Consider the following 18384-nt stretch of genomic DNA (forward strand, 5'->3'; position numbering starts at 1 on the left):
GCTGCTAAATAGGAACAACCGTCTAATGGATCTGTATTGTCTGTAGTTTCATTGCCGTTAGTTACTCCGTCTCCATCACAGTCTAGTGCTTCCCATGCTGCATTTGGTGTAAGCGTTACACTTGCTGTTAAATAGGAACAACCGTCTAATGGATTTGTATTGTCTGTAGTTTCATCGCCGTTAGTTACCCCATCGCCATCGCAATCTATGGCTTTCCAGCTTGCAGATTGTGCCAATGTTACACTTGATGCTTTATACGAGCAGCCATCCAAAGGATCTGTACAATCAATAATTTCTTTTCCATTGGTTACTCCGTCACCGTCACAGTCTAGCGCTTTCCAGCTCGCAGATTGTGCCAATGTAACACTCGATGGTTTATAAGAGCACCCATCTAAAGGATCTGTACAATCAATAATTTCTTTTCCATTAGTGACACCATCACCGTCACAATCCATAGCTTTCCAACTAGCAGATTGTGCCAAAGTTACACTAGATGCCTTATAAGAACAGCCATCTAATGGATCTGTACAATCAATAGTTTCTTTAGCATCTGTAACACCATCTCCGTCTGAATCCTTCGGATTGATATTATTCTCAGCAGCCATCACATGAAAGGATGAAGATAGTAGTATAAATAAAAATGCAAAGAAAGAAACATATCTGTTAAAGAATGTTCTGCTTAATACAAAAGTAAAGTTTTCCATATATGATAGTTTTTTAACTAATCACCATGGCATTCTAAGGAAAAGTTTATTTGCAAAGACTTGGGGACTTCTTAGTAAACTTCCGCTAATTTAAATGTTATTTTTAAATACTCCGATAGAAACAATCTCATATATTACGAAGCTTCTTTGAATTGCATAATTAATCGTTTAAATACCAACCCAAGCAAATTACAAGGTACCGAACACCCTTTAAATAGTACTTTTAACTTATTAGCAAAAAACAATTGAACTATTTAAAAAGTGATTTTATCGAAAACACACAATCTCAATGGAAGCCAACATTTAAAACAATCATCTTAAAATCACAAAGTACTTATTCTATAATTTAACTTACTTTTGCCTCAAATATTTTTTTAAATGAATTTTGAAAAACAAATAGAAAAAAGAAGAACTTTTGGAATTATTTCTCATCCAGATGCGGGTAAAACAACCTTAACAGAAAAACTACTTCTTTTTGGTGGGGCAATACAAGAAGCCGGAGCTGTAAAAAACAATAAAATAAAAAAAACTGCAACCAGTGATTTTATGGAAATTGAAAGGCAAAGAGGAATTTCTGTTGCCACCTCTGTACTTGCTTTTATATATAAGGACAAAAAAATAAATATTTTAGATACACCAGGCCACAAAGATTTTGCTGAAGATACTTTTAGAACGTTAACAGCTGTAGATAGTGTTATTGTGGTCATTGATGTTGCTAAAGGTGTGGAGGAACAGACGGAAAAATTGGTTGAAGTTTGTAGAATGCGAAAAATTCCTATCATTGTTTTTATTAACAAGCTAGATCGTGAAGGAAAAGATGCTTTTGATTTACTTGATGAAGTTGAACAAAAATTAGGTTTATCTGTCACTCCACTTAGTTTCCCCATTGGTATGGGTTACGATTTTAAAGGCATTTACAATATCTATGAAAAGAACATTAATCTTTTTAGCGGTGACAGCAAGAAAAATATTGAAGAGACCATTGCTTTTGATGATGTACAAAGTAGTGCCTTAGAAGGTGTCATCGGAGAAAAGGCTGCAAAAACATTGAGGGAAGATCTGGAGCTAATAGATGGCGTATATCCAAAATTTAATAAAGAAAAATACTTAGCTAGCGAACAGCAGCCCGTATTTTTTGGCTCCGCACTAAATAATTTTGGTGTACGAGAATTGTTAGATTGCTTTATAGAAATAGCTCCTTCTCCAAGGCCCAAAAAGGCTGAAGAACGTATAGTTGTAGCTAATGAAAAGGATTTTACGGGTTTTGTGTTTAAGATCCATGCCAATATGGATCCAAAACACCGGGACAGATTGGCCTTTATCAAAATTGTATCTGGTACTTTTGAAAGAAACAAACCCTACTTACATGTTCGATCCAATAAAAGATTAAAATTTTCTAGTCCCAACGCCTTTTTTGCTGAAAAGAAAGAAATTGTAGATATATCTTATCCAGGTGATATTGTTGGATTACACGATACTGGACACTTTAAAATTGGGGATACATTAACTGAAGGCGAAGAGTTACACTACAAAGGAATTCCTAGTTTTTCACCGGAACATTTTAGGTATATTAACAATGCCGATCCTATGAAATCAAAACCTTTGTACAAAGGAATTGACCAATTAATGGACGAAGGTGTTGCACAGTTATTTACCTTAGATATGAATGGTAGAAAAATTATTGGAACTGTAGGAGCTTTACAATTTGAGGTGATTCAATACCGATTAGAACATGAATATGGCGCCAAATGTACCTATGAAAACTTCCCGGTATTCAAAGCATGTTGGGTAGATCCTGATGATAAAAATAATGAAGAGTTTAAAGAATTTAAGCGTGTAAAGCAAAAATTCCTAGCAAAGGACAAACAAGGTCAATTGGTATTTTTAGCAGACTCAACGTTTTCTTTACAAATGACCCAACAAAAATACCCAAGCGTAAAACTACACTTTACTTCTGAATTTGAATAAATTGTAAAACGATATTTGTTTAAACTAAAAAACCACGCAAATTGCGTGGTTTTTATTTTTATGCTTCTCCCGTAGGACCAAAATTTATTGGTATTGAAGGCTGTTCATAATCTTTAATAGTACCATGAGCTTTTTCAAAACGCTGCACATTATCATTTAATGCTTTTAAGAACTTTTTAGCATGTTGTGGAGTAAGTATTATTCTACTCTTCACTTTCGCTTTTGGCGCTCCTGGCATCATACTGATAAAATCTACCACAAATTCTGAAACTGAATGATTAATGATTGCTAAATTGGAATAAATTCCTTCAGCGGTCTTTTCATCTAGTTCTATATTAATTTGCTTTTGGTTTTGATTTTTGTCACTCATAAAACTTAAAATTTAAACTCTTCCTTACGAGCCATAATTTCATCGTATTCTTCTTTAGATCCTACAATGATACTATCGTAATCTCGCATACCCGTACCTGCTGGAATTTTATGTCCAACGATAACATTTTCTTTTAAACCTTCTAAATAATCAATCTTACCAGCTACTGCTGCTTCGTTTAACACTTTAGTTGTCTCTTGGAAGGATGCCGCAGAGATAAAAGATTTGGTCTGTAAAGATGCTCTAGTAATACCCTGTAAAATTGGCGTTGCTGTTGCCGCTACTGCATCTCTTGCAGTAACTATGGCTTTATCTGAACGTTTCAAAATAGAGTTTTCATCTCTCAACTCTCTCGCTGTAATAATTTGACCAGCTTTTAAGTTATCAGACTCACCTGCTTCTTCAACGACTTTCTTTCCGTATATCTCGTCATTTTCCTTAATAAAATCTTCCTTATGTGCTAGTTGATTTTCTAAGAAAATAGTATCTCCTGGATCCTGAATACGAACTTTACGCATCATCTGTCTTACTACAACTTCAAAATGCTTATCGTTAATTTTCACACCCTGCAAACGGTATACTTCTTGAACTTCGTTCACCAAGTACTGTTGTACAGCAGAAGGACCTTTAATTGCTAAGATATCAGCTGGAGTTATAGAACCATCTGACAATGGCATCCCGGCTCTAACATAATCATTTTCTTGTACAAGAATCTGATTTGATAATTTCACCAAATATTTCTTAACATCACCTAACTTAGATTCTATAATAATCTCACGGTTACCTCTTTTAATTTTACCAAAAGAAACAACACCGTCAATTTCAGAAACCACAGCTGGGTTAGAAGGGTTACGCGCTTCAAAAAGTTCAGTAACTCTTGGAAGACCACCAGTAATATCTCCAGATTTGGCAGACTTACGAGGAATCTTAACTAAAGTCATACCTTCTTTAACCTTATCGTTATCATCCACCATTATGTGAGATCCAACAGGAAGGTTATAGGAACGCAACACTTCATCTTTACTGTTCTTAACCAATAAAGTTGGTATTAACTTTTTGTTCCTAGATTCAGAAATTACTTTTTCTTGGAAACCTGTTTGTTCATCTATTTCTACTTGGTAGGTAACTCCTTGATCAATGTTCTCATAGGAAACCTTACCTGTAAATTCAGATACAATAACACCGTTGTATGGATCCCATGAACAAATAACATCTCCTTTGCTCACTTTTACGCCATTTTTAATCACCAATTGTGAACCGTAAGGTATATTATTTGTACTTAAGGTAATCCCAGTTTTAGGATCTACTATTTTTATTTCTGTTGTTCTAGAAATAACTATTTCAATCTTATTTCCTTCATTGTCTTCCCCATTAACAGTTCTTAGATCCTCTATCTCTGCAGTACCAGAAAACTTAGCTTCCAATTTGTTAACTTCTGAAATGTTACCTGCAATACCACCCACGTGGAATGTACGCAGTGTTAACTGTGTTCCTGGTTCACCAATAGATTGTGCAGCAACAACACCAACAGCTTCTCCTCTTTGTACCATTTTATTGGTTGAAAGGTTTCTTCCGTAACATTTACCACATATTCCTTTTTCTGCCTCACATGATAAAGCAGAACGAACTTCAACACTCTCTATAGGTGAAGCTTGAACCTTTTTAACATCAGATTCAACGATCAACTGTCCGGCAGTTAGCACCAATTCATCTGTAAGCGGGTTGTATACATCATGTAGAGAAACCCTACCTAGGATACGCTCCCCTAAAGTTTCAACAATCTCTTCATTTTTCTTTAAAGCAGTAACTTCAATACCTCTAAGCGTTCCACAATCTTCTGTGTTAATAATAACATCTTGAGAAACATCGACCAAACGACGTGTTAAATAACCAGCATCTGCAGTTTTTAAGGCTGTATCTGCAAGTCCTTTACGCGCACCGTGAGTTGATATAAAGTATTCCAAAATTGACAACCCTTCCTTAAAGTTAGAAAGAATTGGGTTTTCAATAATTTCACCACCACCGGCTGTAGATTTTTTAGGTTTTGCCATTAATCCACGCATACCTGTTAACTGACGAATTTGTTCTTTAGAACCCCTTGCACCAGAATCAAGCATCATATATACCGAGTTAAACCCTTGCTGATCTTCACGGATACGTTTCATTGCCAACTCTGTAAGCATTGCATTGGTAGATGTCCAAACATCAATTACCTGGTTGTAACGCTCGTTGTTAGTAATAAGACCCATGTTGTAGTTTGCCATAATCCCGTCTACTTGAACGTTGGCATCTGCAATCATCTCATGTTTTTCTTGCGGAATAATAATATCTCCTAAACTGAAAGACAGACCACCTTTAAAGGCAAATTCATATCCTAAAGTTTTAATCTTATCCAAGAATTCTGCAGTGGTTGGTACATCTGTAACCGCTAAAATACCACCGATAATATCTCTTAAAGATTTTTTATTAAGTACATCGTTAATATACCCGGCCTCTTCTGGCACCATTATATTAAACAATACTCTACCCACTGTAGTTGGTATAATTTGGTTTACAAGTTCTCCTTCTTCATTAAAATCTTTTGCACGAACTTTAATACCTGCATTCAAATCAACTCTTTCCTCATTAAAAGCGATAACCACTTCTTCATAAGAATAAAAAGTTAATCCTTCACCTTTAATTGGCACTTCTGGAGTAGATTTTCTTTCTTTGGTCATGTAATAAAGACCCAAAACCATATCCTGAGAAGGTACTGTAATTGGCGAACCATTTGCTGGGTTCAATATATTGTGAGATGCTAGCATTAACAACTGACATTCCAAAATAGCCTCAGGCCCTAATGGCAAGTGAACTGCCATTTGATCCCCATCAAAATCCGCATTAAATGCTGTACAAACTAGAGGATGCAAACGAATTGCTTTTCCTTCAATAAGTTTAGGCTGAAATGCTTGAATACCTAATCTGTGTAATGTAGGAGCACGGTTTAGCAATACAGGATGTCCTTTAAGAACGTTCTCCAAAATATCCCAAACAACAGGCTCTTTTTTATCTATTATTTTCTTAGCAGATTTAACTGTTTTTACAATTCCTCTTTCTATTAATTTACGAATAACAAAAGGTTTGTACAGTTCAGCAGCCATATCCTTTGGCAAACCACACTCAAACAATTTCATTTCTGGTCCAACAACAATTACCGAACGCGCAGAATAATCTACACGCTTACCTAATAGGTTTTGACGGAAACGTCCTTGCTTACCTTTTAATGAATCTGAAAGTGACTTTAAAGGTCTGTTAGATTCTGTTTTTACTGCTGATGATTTACGTGTATTATCAAATAAAGAATCCACAGATTCCTGAAGCATACGTTTCTCATTTCTAAGAATTACTTCTGGAGCCTTAATCTCAACCAATCTTTTTAAACGATTGTTTCTGATAATTACTCTTCGGTATAAATCATTTAAATCTGAAGTAGCAAAACGTCCACCATCTAAAGGCACTAAAGGTCTAAGTTCTGGCGGAATAACAGGAATAACCTTCATGATCATCCACTCTGCCTTATTTTCTCTATTTTCTTGAGATTCCCTTAATGACTCAACTACTTGCAAACGTTTTAACGCTTCCGTTTTACGTTGCTTCGATGTTTCTGTATTTGCTTGGTGTCTTAATTGAAATGATAACTCATCTAAATTAATTCTTGCCAATAAGTCTATTAAACACTCCGCTCCCATTTTTGCAATAAACTTATTTGGATCTGAATCTTCCAAATATTGGTTTTCTGCAGGAATAGTTTCTAAGATATTTAAATATTCTTCCTCAGTTAAGAAATCCATTTTCTGAATTTCTTCCCCTTCTGGTCCTTTTGCAAGTCCAGCCTGAATTACCACATAACGCTCATAATAGATGATCATGTCCAATTTCTTGGAAGGTAATCCTAATAGGTAACCTATCTTATTAGGTAACGAACGGAAGTACCAGATATGAGCTACAGGTACCACTAAATTAATGTGACCTACTCTATCTCTACGTACTTTCTTTTCTGTAACCTCTACGCCACAACGGTCACAAACAATTCCGCGGTAACGGATACGTTTGTATTTACCACAAGCACATTCATAATCCTTTACAGGGCCAAAAATACGCTCACAGAAAAGACCATCCCTTTCCGGTTTGTGGGTTCTATAGTTAATTGTTTCAGGTTTTAAAACTTCGCCTCTTGACTCTGCCAAAATAGCTTCTGGAGATGCCAATCCGATTGAAATTTTATCAAACCTTTTTATTGTATTATTATCCTTTGGTCTAGCCATAACAATATGGTGATCTTAAAATTAATTATATCTAACAAATAGTGTCCAAGACAAGGTCTTGTTATTCTTCCAACCTAATATCCAAACCTAATCCCTTAAGTTCATGCATTAGTACATTGAAAGATTCTGGTAAACCAGGTTCTGGCATTGTTTCGCCTTTTACAATAGACTCATATGTCTTCGCTCTTCCGATAACATCATCAGACTTAACTGTCAATATTTCTCGTAGCGTAGCAGATGCGCCGTATGCTTCCAGTGCCCAAACTTCCATCTCTCCAAAACGCTGACCACCAAATTGTGCTTTACCACCTAATGGTTGTTGTGTAATTAAAGAGTATGGTCCTATTGACCTAGCATGCATCTTATCATCTACCATATGCCCTAACTTAAGCATATAAATAACACCTACTGTTGCTGGTTGATCGAAACGTTTCCCAGTTCCACCGTCATAAAGATAGGTATGTCCAAATCTTGGAATACCGGCTTCATCCGTGTAACCGTTAATCTGGTCAATTGTAGCACCATCAAAAATTGGTGTCGCATATTTCTTACCTAGTTTTAATCCGGCCCATCCTAATACTGTCTCATATATCTGCCCAATGTTCATACGCGATGGTACACCTAATGGGTTTAATACGATATCTACTGGAGTACCGTCTTCTAAGAATGGCATATCTTCATGACGTACAATACGAGCAACAATACCTTTGTTACCGTGACGCCCCGCCATTTTATCACCAACTTTAAGTTTACGTTTTTTAGCAACATATACTTTTGCTAATTTCATAATTCCTGGAGGCAATTCATCACCAACTGAAATCGTAAACTTATCTCTTCTTAAGTTTCCTTGAAGATCGTTTAACTTAATCTTATAGTTGTGCAATAAATCAGCAACCATTCCATTAAGTTCTGAATCAACTGTCCAGCTACCACCTACTAAGTGTGCAAAGTCGTCTACAGAATTTAACATTTTCATAGAGTACTTTTTCCCTTTTGGAAGAACTTCTTCACCCAAATCGTTAAGTACACCTTGCGATGTTTTCCCATTTACCAAGGTAAATAGCTTTTCTATCAATACGTCTTTAAGTTGTTGGAATTTAACTTCATATTCCAATTCTAACTTATTGATGGCATCTTTATCTTCTACACGAGTACGCTTGTCTTTAATAGACCTAGAAAACAACTTCTTATCAATAACAACACCTCTTAATGAAGGTGATGCCTTTAAGGAAGCATCTTTAACATCTCCTGCTTTGTCACCGAATATAGCACGAAGTAATTTTTCTTCTGGTGTTGGATCAGATTCTCCTTTAGGAGTAATCTTACCAATTAAAATATCACCAGGTTTTACTTCCGCACCAATACGGATCATTCCGTTTTCATCTAAATCTTTCGTAGCTTCTTCAGAAACGTTTGGTATGTCATGTGTTAATTCTTCTGCCCCTAATTTAGTATCTCTAACTTCTAAAGAATACTCATCAATATGTATAGAAGTAAAAATATCTTCACGAACAACTTTTTCAGAAATCACAATTGCATCCTCAAAGTTATACCCTTTCCAAGGCATAAAGGCTACTTTCATGTTTCTACCTAAAGCTAATTCTCCACTTTGAGTGGCATAACCTTCACATAAAACCTGACCTTTTTTAACCTTATCACCTTTTTCTACAATTGGTTTAAGGTTAATACTTGTTCCTTGGTTTGTTTTTCTAAATTTAACTAAGTTGTATGTTTTAGCATCTTCTTCAAAACTAACTAAACGCTCCTCTTCTGTTCTATCATACTTAATAGTAACTTTCTGAGAATCTACATATTCAACAACCCCATCACCTTCTGCATTAATTAAAACTCTAGAATCTGACGCTACTTGACGTTCCAAACCTGTACCTACAATTGGAGATTCTGGTTTTAATAATGGAACTGCTTGACGCATCATGTTAGACCCCATCAATGCACGGTTGGCATCATCATGTTCCAAGAAAGGAATTAAAGATGCAGATATAGACGCAATTTGATTTGGCGCAACATCTGTATAGTTAATTTCTACCGGATCAACAACTGGGAAATCTCCTTCTTCACGAGCAATTACCTTTTCAACATCAATGTCTCCATTGTCTTTTAAAGGGATGTTTGCCTGAGAAATTTTCATTCCTTCTTCTTCTTCCGCACTTAAATAAGTATATTCAGAAGTATCTACCCTACCGTTTGTTACCTTACGGTACGGAGTTTCTAAGAATCCTAAAGGGTTTACTTTAGCATATACCGCTAGTGATGAAATTAGTCCAATATTTGGTCCTTCAGGAGTTTCAATAGGACAAAGTCTTCCGTAGTGTGTATAGTGAACATCACGTACTTCAAACCCTGCTCTTTCTCTTGAAAGTCCACCGGGTCCTAATGCAGATAATCTACGTTTGTGCGTTATTTCTGCTAATGGATTGGTTTGATCCATAAACTGAGACAACTGGTTGGTACCAAAGAAAGAATTAATAACAGAAGACAAGGTCTTTGCATTAATTAAATCTATAGGTGTAAACACCTCATTATCCCTTACGTTCATACGCTCGCGAATGGTTCTAGCCATACGAGCAAGACCTACACCAAATTGTTGAGACAATTGTTCCCCTACTGTTCTAACACGACGGTTAGACAAGTGATCAATATCATCTATCTCTGCTTTAGAGTTTATTAACTCTATTAAATATTTAATTATAGTTATGATATCTTCCTTAGTCAAGACTAGCTTGTCCATTCCAATATCCAACTGTAATTTTTTATTCATTCTATAACGACCTACCTCACCTAAGTTGTAACGTTGGTCTGAAAAGAATAATTTATCAATAATACCACGCGCTGTTTCCTCATCTGGCGGCTCAGCATTACGCAATTGTCTATAAATATGTTCAACAGCCTCTTTTTCAGAGTTTGTTGGATCTTTTTGTAATGTGTTGTGAATAATTGCATAATCAGATTGTGCATTATTCTCTTTGTGTAAAAGAATAGTCTTTACATCTGCCTCCATAATTTCGGCGATGTGATCTTTTTCAAGAACAGTATCTCTATCCAATACAATTTCGTTTCTTTCAATAGAAACTACCTCACCTGTATCCTCATCTACGAAATCTTCATGCCAAGTATTTAATACTCTAGCCGCTAATTTACGTCCTAAAACTTTTTTAAGTCCAGCATTTGAAACTTTGATTTCTTCTGACAGATCAAAGATTTCCAAAATATCCTTATCACGTTCAAAACCAATGGCTCTAAATAAGGTTGTTACTGGTAATTTTTTCTTTCTATCAATGTATGCATACATTACGCCATTGATATCAGTAGCAAATTCTATCCAAGACCCTTTAAAAGGAATTACTCTTGCAGAATACAATTTAGTACCGTTAGCATGGAAAGACTGTCCAAAGAATACCCCTGGAGAACGGTGTAATTGAGATACAACAACACGCTCAGCACCATTGATAACGAAAGTACCACTTGGTGTCATATAAGGAATTGTCCCTAAGTACACATCTTGTACTATAGTTTCAAAATCTTCATGTTCTGGGTCTGTACAATACAGCTTAAGTCTTGCCTTTAGCGGAACGCTATAGGTTAGTCCTCTTTCTATACATTCTTGAATGGAGTATCTTGGTGGATCTATAAAATAATCAAGAAACTCTAATACAAATTGATTTCTTGTGTCAGTAATTGGAAAGTTTTCCAAGAAGGTATTATACAAACCTTCGTCGCCTCTTTCATCAGATTTTGTCTCAAGTTGGAAGAAATCCTGAAATGATTTAATCTGAATATCCAAGAAATCCGGGTAATCTGGAATGTTCTTAGCTGATGCAAAATTTATTCTTTGAGTCTGTTTTGTGAACATCAATGGACAAAATTATGTTATGATTAGTATTCTCGTTGTATATTACTTCATATACAAGGTATATAAAATGGGATTAGGTCTATTCGCAAGTAGCGAAAAGACCTATCCCAAAAAGGTTCTAGTTGTTGCTATTATTTAAGCTCAACTTCTGCTCCTGCCTCTTCTAAAGATTTTTTAATTCCTTCTGCTTCGTCTTTAGAAACAGCTTCTTTAACAGCTTTTGGTGCACTATCAACTATGTCTTTAGCATCTTTCAATCCTAATCCAGTTAATTCTTTTACCAATTTAACTACTGCTAATTTAGAAGCACCAGCTGCTTTTAATATAACATCAAATTCAGTTTGCTCTTCAACAGCTTCACCAGCAGTAGCACCACCAGCAGCTACAGCTACTGCAGCAGCAGCAGGCTCAATACCGTATTCATCTTTTAATATAGTTGCTAACTCGTTTACTTCTTTTACAGTTAAGTTAACTAATTGTTCTGCGAAATCTTTTAAATCTGCCATTTTTCTATCGTTTAATAAATTTTTAAAATATAATTGTTTTTAGTGCGTACTATTTTTCGGATAATGTCTTAAGAATACCAGCGATTTTACCACCACTAGCTTTAAGTCCAGAAATAACGTTTTTAGCTGGCGATTGTAATAATCCAATAATATCACCAATAACTTCTTCTTTAGACTTAATGCTAACTAAAGCATCTAATTGATCATCTCCTATATAAACTTCTTCTGCTATAAATGCTCCTTTTAACAAAGGCTTATCAGATTTTTTTCTAAAATTCTTAATAAGTTTTGCAGGCGCATTGCTAGCTTCAGCAAACATTAACGAAGTATTACCTTTTAATACCCCTGGAAGTTCACCAAATTCTTTATCCGAAGCCTCCATTGCTTTAGAAAGCAATGTATTCTTAACAACTGCAAGTTTTACACCCGCTTTAAAGCAAGCTCTTCTTAATTCAGAAGTAGCTACAGCATTTAATCCAGAAATATCAGCCAAATAAATGGTAGAATTTTCTGCTAACTGCGCAGTTAAATCTTCTATTACGTTTAATTTTTCTTCTCTTGTCATAATATAAACTTTAAAGCAACAGTTACGCTACCACTTTGGGATCTAATTGAACACTTGGGCTCATAGTACTAGATAGGTATATGCTTTTTACATACACACCTTTTGAAGCAGTAGGCTTTAATTTCATAAGTGTTTCTAACAATTCTTGAGCATTGCCTTCAATTTTATCAGCAGAGAAAGAAACTTTCCCTATTGCAGCATGCACTATTCCTGTTTTATCTACTTTGAAATCAATTTTACCAGCTTTTACTTCTGATACTGCTTTCGCGATATCCATAGTAACTGTTCCTGTTTTTGGATTTGGCATTAAACCTCTTGGTCCTAAAACTCTACCTAAAGGTCCTAGTTTACCCATTACACTTGGCATAGTGATGATCACATCAACATCTGTCCAACCGCTTTTAATTTTATCCAAATACTCATCTAATCCAACATAATCCGCGCCAGCTTCTTTAGCTTCTGCTTCTTTATCTGGAGTAACCAAAGCCAAAACTTTTACATCTTTACCTGTTCCGTGTGGAAGTGTTACTACCCCACGTACCATTTGATTTGCCTTTCTTGGATCTACACCCAAACGAACTGCTATATCAACTGATGCATCAAATTTTGCGTTAGTTATATCCTTAATTAAGGTACTAGCTTCACTCAAAGAATAGAGTTTATTCTTATCTATCTTTGCGTAAGCTTCCTTTTGCTTTTTTGTTAATTTTGCCATTTTTAAGTTGCTTTTAAGATTTTAAAAAGGTCTATTACCTGAAACTTTTAAACCCATTGATCTTGCAGTACCTGCTATCATACTCATTGCCGACTCAACTGTAAATGCATTTAAATCTACCATTTTGTCTTCTGCAATTTGTTTAACTTGGTCCCAAGATACACTTGCTACTTTGTTTCTATTAGGTTCGCCAGATCCTTTTTTAACCTTAGCTGCCTCTAAAAGCTGAACTGCCGCTGGCGGTGTCTTAACGATAAAGTCAAATGACTTATCTTTAAATACCGTGATAACAACTGGTAAAACTTTACCTGGTTTATCCTGTGTACGTGCATTAAATTGCTTACAGAACTCCATGATGTTAACCCCGGCAGCACCTAAAGCGGGTCCAACCGGTGGCGACGGATTCGCTGCACCTCCCCTAACTTGTAGTTTAACTACTTTACTTACTTCTTTTGCCATTGTTTAAAATTAAATTCGAAAAATATGTGTTATGCGGAAGCGACACACATTCTTACTATGTAACAGTTCTTATTAAACTTTTTCAACTTGCATATAACTTAGTTCTAATGGAGTCTTTCTACCGAAAATCTTAACCATTACTTCTAGTTTACGCTTTTCTTCATTTATTTTCTCAACAGTTCCATTGAAACCATTAAATGGACCATCAATTACCTTGATTGTCTCACCAATTATAAAAGGTATTGCAACACTATCCGTATTCACAGCTAGCTCATCTACCTTTCCTAACATACGATTTACTTCAGATCTTCTCAACGGAACAGGATCACCACCTTTAGTTTCACCTAAAAAGCCAATAACATTTGTAATAGATCTAATGATATGTATCATCTCTCCACCCAAATTAGCCTTCACCATAATATACCCTGGAAAATAAACTTTTTCTTTGTTTATTTTTTTACCGTTTCTTACTTGAATAACCTTCTCTGTAGGAACCAAAACATCCTCCAAATAGTCCGAAAAACCCAATCGCGCTACTTCACTTTCAATATAGCCTTTAATTTTGTTTTCCTGCCCACTTACAGCTCTTACAACATACCATTTTTTCTCTAACACTTCTGACATAGCACGTGGTCTGTTTAGTTAATTACTCTTTCAAAATAAAACTTAACCAACTTACTAAAAAGCTCATCTACACCCCATGTTGCCATAGCAAACAAAATTGAAAAAACAGCTACAACAACCATAAGATTAGATGCATCTGCCCTTGATGGCCATGTAACATTATTTCTAAGCTCTTCTACTGATTCTTTAATATATGTTAACATGCGAAAGTTTTTCTTTGTTATTTTACTGACGATAAGAATTATCTCAACTTATCTTTTTGCACGGGAGGAGAGACTCGAACTCCCGACACCTGGTTTTGGAGACCAGTGCTCTACCAACTGAGCTACACCCGTTTATATTTACATTGAAAGGTATCCTACAGAAGCAGAACACCCTCAATGTAAAGTATATTATATTAAATCTTAATCTAAGATTTTAGTTACCTGACCAGCACCTACTGTTCTACCACCCTCACGGATTGCAAAACGCAAACCTTCACTAAGTGCAATAGGAGACAATAATTCTACTGTTATAGTTAAGTTATCACCAGGCATAACCATTTCAACTCCAGAAGGAAGACTAATTGTTCCTGTTACATCCGTTGTTCTTACGTAGAACTGTGGACGGTAGTTGTTATGGAATGGTGTGTGACGACCACCTTCTTCTTTTTTCAAAACATAAACTTCAGCTTCAAACTTAGCATGTGGCTTAACAGAACCTGGCTTACAGATTACCATACCTCTACTAATTTGAGCTTTTTCAATACCTCTTAATAAGATACCAACGTTATCTCCTGCCTCACCTCTATCTAATATTTTACGGAACATTTCAACCCCAGTAATAGTAGAAGCTAATTTTTCAGCACCCATACCAATGATATCAACAGCATCTCCAGTATTAGCAACACCAGTTTCTATACGACCAGTTGCTACAGTACCACGGCCTGTAATTGTAAATACATCTTCTACAGGCATTAAGAAATCTTTTTCAACATCACGCTTAGGCAATTCGATCCAGCTATCAACAGCTTCCATCAACTCCATTACTGTATCTACCCATTTTTGTTCACCGTTAAGTGCACCTAAAGCAGAACCAGAAACTACAGGTCCATTATCACCATCATACTCATAAAAAGAAAGCAATTCTCTAACTTCCATTTCAACAAGCTCTAACAACTCCTCATCATCAACCATATCCACTTTATTCAAGAAAACAACCATTCTTGGAATACCTACCTGACGACCTAAAAGGATGTGCTCACGAGTTTGTGGCATTGGACCATCTGTTGCAGCAACAACAAGAATAGCACCATCCATTTGCGCAGCACCAGTTACCATGTTCTTTACGTAATCGGCGTGACCTGGACAATCAACGTGCGCGTAGTGACGATTTGCAGTTGAATACTCTACGTGCGAAGTATTAATTGTTATCCCTCTTTCCTTTTCTTCTGGAGCGTTATCGATAGAATCGAAACTTCTCATTTCAGAAAGACCTGCATTAGCCAATACTGTTGTAATAGCTGCAGTTAATGTAGTTTTACCGTGATCTACGTGTCCAATAGTACCTATATTTAAGTGCGGTTTGGAACGATCAAAAGTTTCCTTTGCCATGTTTAATGAATTTTAATCTTAGTTATATATTAGTGTACAAATTATATTCTTATTGAGCCAATGACGAGATTCGAACTCGTGACCTCTTCCTTACCAAGGAAACGCTCTACCCCTGAGCTACACCGGCGTAAAACGTTGTTTTCTCACCCCGAAAAGGCTAATTTTAACCTTCATAAGAATGACATCGCTATTTCAAAAAAACATCCTCTCCATCATCTTGGACATTTCTTTATCTTATAAAATTTCCAATCTATACAAAACTAGATTAAAAACTTAGAGCGGGAGACCGGGTTCGAACCGGCGACATTCAGCTTGGAAGGCTGACGCTCTACCAACTGAGCTACTCCCGCATTTTTTTGCGAATCTCTACCGAAGTAGAAATTTCCAATTTTCAATATTTCATACAAAACAACTAATTCCTTGTTTTGCTACTACCCCCATCGCTGCGAGTAATTGTGGGGAGAGCAGGATTCGAACCTGCGAAGACGTAGTCAGCAGATTTACAGTCTGCCCTCGTTGGCCGCTTGAGTATCTCCCCCAAACTTTTTTCAATTTAAAAAGAACCTTTAAAATTGCTGCTTCACAAAGTAAACAGAGACAATTTCTTTTCAACATTTTAGAGCCGATAGAGGGACTCGAACCCACGACCTGCTGATTACAAATCAGCTGCTCTAGCCAGCTGAGCTACATCGGCTTTTGTTACACTTTTTTTTCAAAAAAAAGCCCGCTATTTCTAACGGACTGCAAATGTAGATATATTTTTAATTATTCAAAACATTTTTTGGGAATTTTTTTTAAAAAAATTACACCCTCGATTTCTCTTTTCTTTTAACAAGCTGTCTTTCAATAGAATTACATGCAGCATCAACGGCCTCTTCAAAAGATTTACATTGTTTTTTTACTACGATATTATCCTTTGGAACACGTATATTGATTTCCACAATCTTATTTTCTTTAACACTGGTGTTTTCAACCTTTAAATATACATCTGAACTAATTACTTTATCGTAAAAGGTTTCTAATTTATCTAATCGGGTTTGAACAAAATCCATTAACGCCACATTAGCATTAAAATTAACTGACTGGGTGTTTACTTTCATAAAAGAAGGTTTTAAAATTAAACAATAAACGAAAAAGGAATAATGTACTATTTTTTGCTCCTAGGATGAGCCGTTAAATGTACTTTTTTTAGTTCAGCGATACTATTATGCGTATACACCTGTGTTGACGCTAAACTTGAGTGTCCAAGCAATTCCTTTACCGAATTTAAATCAGCCCCCTCGTTAAGCAAATGTGTCGCAAAGGTATGTCTTAATATATGCGGACTCTTTTTTTGCTTAGAAGAGACCTCACTAAAATAGCGATTTATTATTCTATAGACAAGGTTTTCATATACTTTATTTCCAGACTTCAATAAGAACACAAACTCTTTATCATTACAAACCTTCAACTCATTTCTCTTATTCAAATACAACCCAAATAACGAACCAACAAAAGACGTCAGCGGCACTATGCGCTCTTTATTTCTTTTACCAAGTACCTTAATCGTATTTCTTCCCAAATCAACATCAGACAGCTTCAAATTAACCAACTCAATTCGCCGTATTCCTGTAGCATACAAAAGACCAACAATCAACTTATCCCTTGCTCCTTCAAAATTATCAAGAAACCCAACATCATTTAAAACACTTTCCATTTCTGCAATAGAAAAAGGAACCTCTATTTTTTTTGAAATTTTTAACGCCTTATGTTTTGCCAAGGGATTGGCCTCTATTTTTCCAATCTTTTGCAAAAACCTATAATACGCCTTTAAGGAGGCAGTTTTCCTATTGATAGATCTATTAGACAACTTCTCTGCAACCAGCGCTACAATCCAACTCCGCAGCAGACCATAACCCACCGTATCTATTTCTTTTACCTCATAATTTTTCTGACAAAAATCAACAAACAAAAGCACATCTTTCTCATAAGCAAGAACGGTATGCTTAGAATAGTTTTTTTCTAGGGATAAATAGGACACAAAGGCTTCTACAGACATCTTTTAAAGTAAATCAAGCACAAGTTACAACAATAGTTTTGGAACAAAAAAAACCTATTCAAATTGAAAATATCAATCTGAATAGGTATATACTAAATACTGAGAATTAAACGAAGACTTATACTTCTTCCTGATCTCTTAATCCTTGTACGTACTCTGCTTTTTGAATTTGAGCTCTACGAACAACCGATGGCTTTGAAAACTGCTGGCGCTTTCTTAACTGACGCATTCCACCTGTTCTATCAAACTTACGCTTAAAACGCTTAAGTGCTCTATCTATATTTTCTCCTTCTTTTACTGGTATAATTAACATATGCAATAACCTCCTCTCTTTTGTGATTTTTTAAGACTGCAAATATATAAACTAATTTAAACCTGACACTATTTTATTTGAAATTATTTTATTTAATTGCTACTCCTTTGATTTCCTGCAAAAACATCAAAAGCCAAACTCCTTCTTACCGATCATTACCTTAGAAAGAGCCTCAATACCTATACATTAGCTATGGATACCCTTTTTTCCGAAGCATAAGTTTTAGCAATAATCTCTTGGTATTATTTTTACCAAAATACTTACCTCTAATCCGTAGCTGCTTTATATTCTTTTTTATCGATCACCATTTTGGCAATAATCTCTTGGTACTATTTTTACCAAAATACTTACCTCT

15 protein-coding genes and 5 tRNA genes are annotated in these 18384 nt (G+C 35.6%); 1 reads left to right on the forward strand and 19 read right to left on the reverse strand.

The features are described from left to right. A partial coding sequence (locus MWU65_RS16835) for a hypothetical protein (RefSeq protein ID WP_247079851.1) occupies nt 1–704 on the reverse strand: 704 nt, incomplete at its 3' end. A gap of 378 nt (nt 705–1082) precedes the next feature. Here MWU65_RS16835 and MWU65_RS16840 point away from each other — a divergent pair. Further along, entirely contained in the window at nt 1083–2672 is a 1590-nt protein-coding gene (locus MWU65_RS16840) for a peptide chain release factor 3 (RefSeq protein ID WP_247079852.1), read from the forward strand. A gap of 58 nt (nt 2673–2730) precedes the next feature. Here MWU65_RS16840 and MWU65_RS16845 read toward each other — a convergent pair whose 3' ends face one another. The 18 genes from MWU65_RS16845 to rpsU form a co-directional block, all read right to left on the reverse strand. Beyond that, a complete protein-coding gene (locus MWU65_RS16845) occupies nt 2731–3042 on the reverse strand; it encodes a DUF3467 domain-containing protein (RefSeq protein WP_247079853.1) in 312 nt (103 codons plus the stop codon). Between the two features lie 5 nt (nt 3043–3047). Beyond that, nucleotides 3048–7346 (reverse strand): DNA-directed RNA polymerase subunit beta', encoded by a 4299-nt coding sequence (gene rpoC / locus MWU65_RS16850; RefSeq protein ID WP_247079854.1) that lies wholly within the window; start codon nt 7344–7346, stop codon nt 3048–3050. Nucleotides 7347–7407: 61 nt separating this feature from the next. Beyond that, nucleotides 7408–11217 carry a DNA-directed RNA polymerase subunit beta gene (rpoB, locus tag MWU65_RS16855; RefSeq protein ID WP_247079855.1) on the reverse strand — a complete coding sequence of 1270 codons (3810 nt, stop codon included), beginning with the start codon at nt 11215–11217 and terminating at the stop codon, nt 7408–7410. Between the two features lie 131 nt (nt 11218–11348). Further along, the gene (gene rplL, locus MWU65_RS16860) at nt 11349–11723 is read right to left on the reverse strand and encodes a 50S ribosomal protein L7/L12 (RefSeq protein WP_247079856.1); all 375 of its coding nucleotides are present in this window, start codon (nt 11721–11723) and stop codon (nt 11349–11351) included. 49 nt (nt 11724–11772) lie between these two features. After that, nucleotides 11773–12288, reverse strand: coding sequence for a 50S ribosomal protein L10 (gene rplJ, locus MWU65_RS16865; RefSeq protein WP_247079857.1), 516 nt, complete (start codon nt 12286–12288; stop codon nt 11773–11775). 22 nt (nt 12289–12310) lie between these two features. Next, nucleotides 12311–13003: a 50S ribosomal protein L1 gene (gene rplA / locus MWU65_RS16870; RefSeq protein WP_247079858.1), complete on the reverse strand. Its 693-nt coding sequence runs from the start codon at nt 13001–13003 to the stop codon at nt 12311–12313. A 21-nt stretch (nt 13004–13024) separates the two neighbouring features. Beyond that, on the reverse strand, nt 13025–13462 hold the full coding sequence (gene rplK / locus MWU65_RS16875) for a 50S ribosomal protein L11 (protein WP_247079859.1): 438 nt from the start codon (nt 13460–13462) through the stop codon (nt 13025–13027). A gap of 72 nt (nt 13463–13534) precedes the next feature. After that, nucleotides 13535–14086, reverse strand: coding sequence for a transcription termination/antitermination protein NusG (nusG, locus tag MWU65_RS16880; protein WP_247079860.1), 552 nt, complete (start codon nt 14084–14086; stop codon nt 13535–13537). A gap of 14 nt (nt 14087–14100) precedes the next feature. Then, nucleotides 14101–14289, reverse strand: coding sequence for a preprotein translocase subunit SecE (gene secE, locus MWU65_RS16885; RefSeq protein ID WP_247079861.1), 189 nt, complete (start codon nt 14287–14289; stop codon nt 14101–14103). A 59-nt stretch (nt 14290–14348) separates the two neighbouring features. After that, nucleotides 14349–14421 (reverse strand) — tRNA-Trp (locus MWU65_RS16890). A gap of 69 nt (nt 14422–14490) precedes the next feature. Beyond that, nucleotides 14491–15678 (reverse strand): elongation factor Tu, encoded by a 1188-nt coding sequence (tuf, locus tag MWU65_RS16895; protein ID WP_247079862.1) that lies wholly within the window; start codon nt 15676–15678, stop codon nt 14491–14493. A gap of 55 nt (nt 15679–15733) precedes the next feature. Beyond that, a tRNA-Thr gene (locus tag MWU65_RS16900) sits at nt 15734–15805 on the reverse strand. A 150-nt stretch (nt 15806–15955) separates the two neighbouring features. After that, nucleotides 15956–16028, reverse strand: a tRNA-Gly gene (locus MWU65_RS16905). A 106-nt stretch (nt 16029–16134) separates the two neighbouring features. Continuing rightward, a tRNA-Tyr gene (locus tag MWU65_RS16910) sits at nt 16135–16216 on the reverse strand. Nucleotides 16217–16298: 82 nt separating this feature from the next. Further along, nucleotides 16299–16372 (reverse strand) — tRNA-Thr (locus MWU65_RS16915). Nucleotides 16373–16481: 109 nt separating this feature from the next. Continuing rightward, nucleotides 16482–16778: a ribosome-associated translation inhibitor RaiA gene (raiA, locus tag MWU65_RS16920; protein ID WP_247079863.1), complete on the reverse strand. Its 297-nt coding sequence runs from the start codon at nt 16776–16778 to the stop codon at nt 16482–16484. Nucleotides 16779–16825: 47 nt separating this feature from the next. Beyond that, the gene (locus tag MWU65_RS16925; RefSeq protein ID WP_247079864.1) at nt 16826–17716 is read right to left on the reverse strand and encodes a tyrosine-type recombinase/integrase; all 891 of its coding nucleotides are present in this window, start codon (nt 17714–17716) and stop codon (nt 16826–16828) included. A gap of 118 nt (nt 17717–17834) precedes the next feature. After that, on the reverse strand, nt 17835–18029 hold the full coding sequence (gene rpsU / locus MWU65_RS16930) for a 30S ribosomal protein S21 (protein WP_072305063.1): 195 nt from the start codon (nt 18027–18029) through the stop codon (nt 17835–17837). Nucleotides 18030–18384: the final 355 nt, after the last annotated feature.

It is taken from the genome of Cellulophaga sp. F20128 (genome assembly GCF_023015805.1).
Lineage (GTDB): Bacteria > Bacteroidota > Bacteroidia > Flavobacteriales > Flavobacteriaceae > Cellulophaga.